The organism is Chitinophaga sp., assembly GCF_036569125.1.
Lineage (GTDB): Bacteria > Bacteroidota > Bacteroidia > Chitinophagales > Chitinophagaceae > Chitinophaga.
Genome location: NZ_DATCRF010000704.1, coordinates 1 through 6376, shown reverse-complemented (window position 1 = coordinate 6376; position 6376 = coordinate 1). Strand labels below are relative to the sequence as shown.

The 6376-nt window shown below is 48.2% G+C and carries 4 protein-coding genes and 1 pseudogene; 4 read left to right on the top strand and 1 reads right to left on the bottom strand.

Annotation, left to right across the window (positions count from 1 at the left end; all coding sequences use genetic code 11):
* Positions 1 to 944 (bottom strand): acyl-CoA dehydrogenase family protein (locus VIM87_RS26195; protein ID WP_331999850.1); only part of this gene is annotated, 944 nt, incomplete at its 3' end.
* A 71-nt stretch (positions 945 to 1015) separates the two neighbouring features.
* Between VIM87_RS26195 and VIM87_RS26190 the strand changes: the two genes are divergently transcribed.
* From VIM87_RS26190 to VIM87_RS26175, 4 genes and pseudogenes are all read left to right on the top strand, one after another.
* A complete protein-coding gene (locus tag VIM87_RS26190; protein ID WP_331999849.1) occupies positions 1016 to 1444 on the top strand; it encodes a YciI family protein in 429 nt (142 codons plus the stop codon).
* Between the two features lie 388 nt (positions 1445 to 1832).
* Entirely contained in the window at positions 1833 to 2579 is a 747-nt protein-coding gene (locus tag VIM87_RS26185; RefSeq protein WP_331999848.1) for a DeoR/GlpR family DNA-binding transcription regulator, read from the top strand.
* Between the two features lie 182 nt (positions 2580 to 2761).
* A complete protein-coding gene (locus VIM87_RS26180; RefSeq protein WP_331999847.1) occupies positions 2762 to 5869 on the top strand; it encodes a SusC/RagA family TonB-linked outer membrane protein in 3108 nt (1035 codons plus the stop codon).
* Positions 5870 to 5887: 18 nt separating this feature from the next.
* Positions 5888 to 6376 (top strand): annotated as a pseudogene (locus tag VIM87_RS26175) (RagB/SusD family protein); the annotation flags it as partial.

The following is a 6376-nucleotide window of genomic DNA, read 5'->3' as shown; positions in this document are numbered from 1 at the left end:
TTCTTCAACACACCTAAGCGCCAGTTCAGCAGCTGTGCTTTGGTGATCTCTGTGATCATTTCCGCCAGCTTTTTTTGCGTAAGCTGAAAGCCGGCAATGGGGCGGTCAAACTGGATCCTTTCCTTGGCGTAGCGCAGGGCGGTATCGTAACAGTCCATAGCAGCGCCTATTACGCCCCAGGCAATGCCGTAACGGGCGGATGACAGGCAGCTCAAAGGCCCCTTGAGGCCTTTCACATTAGGTAAGATATTGGCTTTGGGTACGCGCACATTATCAAATACCAGCTCGCCGGTAGCGCTGGCCCGCAGGCTCCATTTGCCTTTGGTTTCCGGGGTGGTGAAGCCGGTCATGCCCCTTTCTACAATAATGCCGCGGATATCGCCCTGGTCGTCCTTGGCCCATACAACAGCAATATCTGCAAAGGGAGCGTTGGAGATCCACATTTTGGCGCCGTTCAGGATCACATAGTCCCCGTCTGCTTTAAAATGCGTGATCATGCCGGCGGGATTGGAGCCATGGTCGGGCTCTGTGAGCCCAAAACAGCCCATCATTTCACCGGTGGCCAGCTTGGGCAGGTATTTACGTTTCTGCTCTTCGCTGCCAAAAGTAAAAATAGGATACATTACCAGGGATCCCTGTACGGAGGCGGTGGACCGTACGCCGCTATCGCCCCGTTCCAGCTCCTGCATCATAAGCCCGTAGGCAATATGATCCAGCCCGCCCCCACCGTATTCCGTGGGAATGGTAGGGCCAAAACATCCCAGCTGCCCCAGCCCGTGAATGATCTTGGACGGGAAGGTGGCCTGCTGGCAATAATCTTCAATAACCGGTGATATTTCTTTCTTTACCCACTGGCGTACCGCATCGCGGATCAGCAGGTGTTCTTCGGTTAACAACGCATCAACTGCAAAGTAATCTGGTGACTGGAAAAGATCTTTCCCCATGTGAATCACTTTTATCAGCAATATACTGATTTAGGATTTTAGATGTAACTTGGGCCCAAAATAAGGGAGTTATGTCGAGCAAATTATTCCCTGCGGTGCTGCTGGTAGGGTTTCTTGTTGTACTGATCGTGTCATTTAAACCCACTGCTGTTACCCGCTCCTTTGCTACTAAAGCAGTTTCCGATACACCTAAAGTAGAAATGAAAAAGTATTGGATGGTTTTCCTGAAAAGGGGACCACATCGTAACCAGAGCGCTGCAGATGCGGCCCGTATACAGGATAAGCATATGACTAACATTAACCGCCTGGCAGCTTCCGGCAAGCTGATGGTAGCCGGCCCTTTTGGGGATGATGGCGACCTGCGGGGCATTTTTATACTGGATTGTGCCGACAGCGCCGAAGCGGCAGATATTGTACGTACCGATACTGCGGTGATCACCGGCCGCCTGGCCTTTGAAATAAAACCCTGGTGGACTGCCAAAAATTGCGTGTTTAAGTAGGCATGCTGAATGCTGAATGCAAAACGCTAAATGCTGTCCCCTGCATGTTTGAGTAACCCCTCCTGCCCGGTTATATTCATTTTATACGCTTTTACCCTGAACAGTATGCGCTTTTAATAGGGAGTGCATGCGCTTTTAATATGGGATGCACCAGGGATTCACTAGGGATTCACTAGGGAAACTCATGGGATCCACTAGGGAAACTCATGAGAAACACACGAGAAACTCATAGGAAACACCAGGGAAACGCACCAATATTTTCTTATCCTCCACAAGATTAGTTTGCGGGTTTTTGCAGGTTTTTTACTATCAATTGCTTCTTTTTGCTTGTTTGTTTGCGTTTTTGTGCCGACATTAAAGTAACCAATGTCTATTTCGCTGTTCCGTTATGCTTAAAAAAGAAAGGCAAACCTATATACTTCACCAGGTAAACCTGCATAACCGGGTATTATCCGCCGATCTGAGCCAGGAGATCAAGGTATCGGAAGATACCATCCGGCGTGATCTGGCAGAGCTGGCAGACCAGGGAAAGCTTATTAAAGTACATGGCGGGGCATTATCGCAGGGTTATCATTTCTCCGTGCATGCGCAACAGGTATATGCGCTGGATGAAAAAAAGTGTATTGCGCAAAAAGCCGCAAAACTGATTAAGGACGGCATGTTTGTGCTTACCACCGGGGGCACTACCATCATAGAGCTGGCCCGGGCATTGCCGCCGGAGCTGAAGGCTACTTTTTTTACCGTAAGCCTTACAGCAGCCATGGAATACATGCAGCATCCGAACATTGAAATTATTCTCATAGGCGATAAACTATCAAAAAATGCGCAGATCACCGTGGGGGGTGAGGCGCAGGCCAAGATCAAACAAATTAAAGCAGACATCTGTTTCTTAGGGACCAACGCCATTGATACTACTCATGGATTAACGGAAAACGATTGGGAAGTCATGCAAATTAAAAAGGCCATGGTTACCAGCGCACAAAAAGTAGTAGCGCTTACCATTGCAGAAAAGGTGAATACCGCGCAGCGCATTCAGGTATGCGATATACACGGCATTCATACACTTGTTACCGAACTGGCGCCAGAGAGCCAGCTATTATCTGCTTATAAAAAACAAGGACTGGAAATCCTTTGATTTACGATTTTAGATTTACGATTTTAGATTTAATGAAAGCGAAAACTGTTGCGGCTTTCACCGTGTGATATGTTTTATAAATGTAGACAAGGATCCCATGTAATACACTCAAATCGTAATCTAAAATCGTAGATCGTAGATCAATATTATGTAGACATCCAAATCTAAAATCGCAAACAGTTATGAACAGCTTGTTATTACCAGCATGCAGGAAATGGCGGCTATTATGCCTCTTCCTGTTAACCGGTTTAAGTGTTACGCAGGCCTTCGGGCAGGTGCGTATAGCCGGTAAAGTTACCAGTGCCGAAGGCGCCGGCATACCCGGTATCACCGTACAAATAAAAAGTACTACTTATGGCGCGGTGACCGGCGCAGAAGGCGACTTTAGCTTTAATGCCACCTTAAAACCCGGCTCCTATACCGTAAAATTCTCCGGCGTTGGTTTTGCCAGCAAAGAGCAGGCCTTGCAAATAGGCGATGCCACTACCTACAGTATGATCACCCAGCTTTCTGAAGATGCTTTAGGCCTGGATGAAGTAGTGGTGACCGGTACTACAGAAGGTACTACCCGCAAACAATTAGGCAACTACATTAGTACGGTGAAAGCAGAACAGCTGACCAAAGGCGCTACCGGTAACGCCCTTGCAGCCCTGCAGGGTAAAACCGCCGGTGCGCAGATCTCACAGAACTCCGGCGACCCTGCCGGTGGTATTTCTGTAAGGCTAAGGGGCATCAGCACCATTACCGGCTCTTCCGATCCGCTGTATATTGTGGATGGTATTATTGTGAACAATGCTACCAACCGCGTAACCAATACTGCCGGCACCTATGACGGCGCTAACTTTATTGGCACTGTTGGTCAGAACAGGATGGTGGATATCAACCCGGCGGACATTGACCATATAGAAGTGCTGAACGGCGCTGCAGCCGCCGCTATCTATGGCTCACGCGCCAATGCAGGGGTGGTGCAGATCTTTACCAAAAGAGGCAGCTCCGGCGCGCCCGTGGTAAGCTTCTCTACCAGCATGATGGTAAGCCAGCTGCGTAAAAAACTGGACGTGAACCAGGCGCCCATTAAATTTGGCGGCTCGCCGGATGTGCAAACGCAGGACATTTTAACGCCCTCGCTTACCAATACCACACCGGTAAAGCGTTACGATTACCAGGACTATATTTTCCATACCGGTTTAGGTACGGATAACAACGTATCTGTAAGCGGCGGCAGGGATAAAACAAAATACTATGCCTCTGCTTCTTACTTCTACAACCAGGGCATTATTAAGAATACAGATTTTCAGCGCTACAGCTTCCGCCTGAACCTGGATCAGCAGCTGACCGACTGGATGAGCTTTAATGCAGGTGTGAACTACATTAACAGCGCGGCAGATGAAAAGCCGGATGGGAACTCCTTTTACTCTCCCATGAACTCTGTTACCATTATTGCCAATGAGCACGATATTTTTACCCGCGATGCTGCCGGCAACCTGAAGGCAGTAGGTGAAAGAGGCCGTGTGAACCCGGTATCTGTAATAGAAGATTTTAAGCAGAAACAGCAAACCAGCCGCGTACTGGCCAATGTGGGACTGAAAGTTTACCCGGTAAAGAACCTTACCCTGAACTATAACCTGGGTATTGATAACTACAGCCAGCAGGGTAATACCTTTATGCCGCCCTTTGCTTACAATGTAAGCACCGGTTTCTTTGGCGGCGGCCCTACCCTGGATGCCACACAGAATGGTTATGCCAGCACCGCTACCGATAATTTTTTCCAGATAAACCACGACCTGAGCGCCAATTACAAATGGAATATCTCCGACAACTTTGGCGCAACCACACAGGTAGGTTACTCTGTACAATATGAAAAAAACAATTACCTGCTTACGCAAGGCAGGGGCCTGGCGCCGTTTGTAGAGGCGGTGAACAGCGCAGCCACTCCCTTACCTACGGCAGACAGCCGCAGTGAGATATCTATTTCCGGCGTGTACCTGCAGCAAAGCTTCCAGTACAGGAACCAGCTGTTCCTGACCGGCGCTGTGCGTATGGATGGTTCTTCTGTATTTGGTAAGGATGAGCGCAACCAGGTGTATGTGAAAGCCAGCGGCAGCTATGTGTTGTCGGAATCCGATTTCTGGAAAGATGCCAGCGTAAATAACTGGTGGAACTTGTTGAAAGTGCGTGCCGCTTACGGTGAATCCGGTAACCTCACCGGTATTGGTGCGTATGACCGTTTTAATTCTTACACACCTAATGCATTTAATTCAAAAACATCTTTTGCGGGCAGCACTGTTTTAGCTAATGAAAATGTTGCACCGGAGCGCCAGAAAGAAATTGAAATTGGTACCGACATGGCTTTCCTGAATAACCGCATTGGGTTACAATTTAATTACTATAACAAAAAGGTGAATGACCTGCTGCTGGATCGCGTAATTGCACCCACCACCGGTTATTCCAGCTATAAGAACAATATTGGCTCCCTGCAGAATAAGGGTATTGAAGTAGTACTGAACGTGGTGCCGGTGGCAAACAAAAATTTCCGTTGGGACGTTACCGGTATCTTTAACCGCAACCGCAACAAAGCCCTGAAAATAGGCCAGTCGCTGATCCTGTATGCTACCAATGGCGGCGCGCCGGTAGCTATCCTGGAAGGACAGCCGATCGGGGTATTTTATGGTTCTTTCTTTGCGCAGGATGCAAATGGTGCTCAACTGAAAAATGCAGCTGGTATACCACAAATAGAAAAAGGTACACAAAACAGTCCTTTATCCTACACGCCACAACGTGATGCTGCAGGCTTACCCACCGGCACTACGCTCCGTAAGATCATAGGAGATCCTAACCCGGATTACACTGCATCTTTGGTGAATGAATTCAGCTATAAGAAACTTAATGTGCGCGTACAATTGGATGCGGTGCAGGGTAATGATGTATTTAACGCTGATTTCCGTACCCGCCAGGGCGTAGGTAATGGTAAAGTAGCAGAACAGGAATACCTGGGACAACTGCCCCGCGGTTATATATCCGGTGTATACAGCGTAGAGCAGTGGCGTATTGACGACGGGTCCTTTGTAAAACTGCGTGAAGTATATATCGGCTACAACATTGGTAAAATCAAAGGGTTCCGCGATCTGACCGTGAATGTAAGCGGCCGTAACCTGATATCATGGGACAACTACAAAGGTTATGATCCGGAAGTGAATGCAGCAGGACAAAGCACCGTTTTACGCGGTATTGACTTTGGCCCTGTACCGGTGCCCAGAACGTTTAGTGTGGGCCTGTCTGCAAAATTCTAACCTATTAAAAAGCATTGTATGAAAAAAATAATAGCAGGTATCTGTATCGCCGGTACGTTGTTAAGCGCATCCTGCAAAAAGGATTTCACGAACCCGTCTGCGGCAAAAGAAGATGATGTTTTCACCTCCACACAGGCGGTAACGGCCGTAGCAGTGGGTATACAACGTATTTATTCAACCAATCGCGCAGGCTCACTATATAACATTGTTACGGCCAATGGTTTCAGCACCAATGAGCTGTTGCTGCGTAATGAGGGAAACGTACCTGAGTTTCAGTTAAGCGTTGGGGGCGGCACCGTTGATGGTACCAATACCATCCTGGCCAACATCTGGGCCAATAGCAACAAGATTATTTTTGATGCCAACCGTGTGATTGATTATGCAAATACCATGGATGATAAAGCCTATGCCAGTGGTCTGATCGGCTATGCCACCATTTTTAAAGCGCTGGCGCTTGGCAACATGTCTATGTACTGGCAGCAGGTGCCGGATACTACCGGCACACTT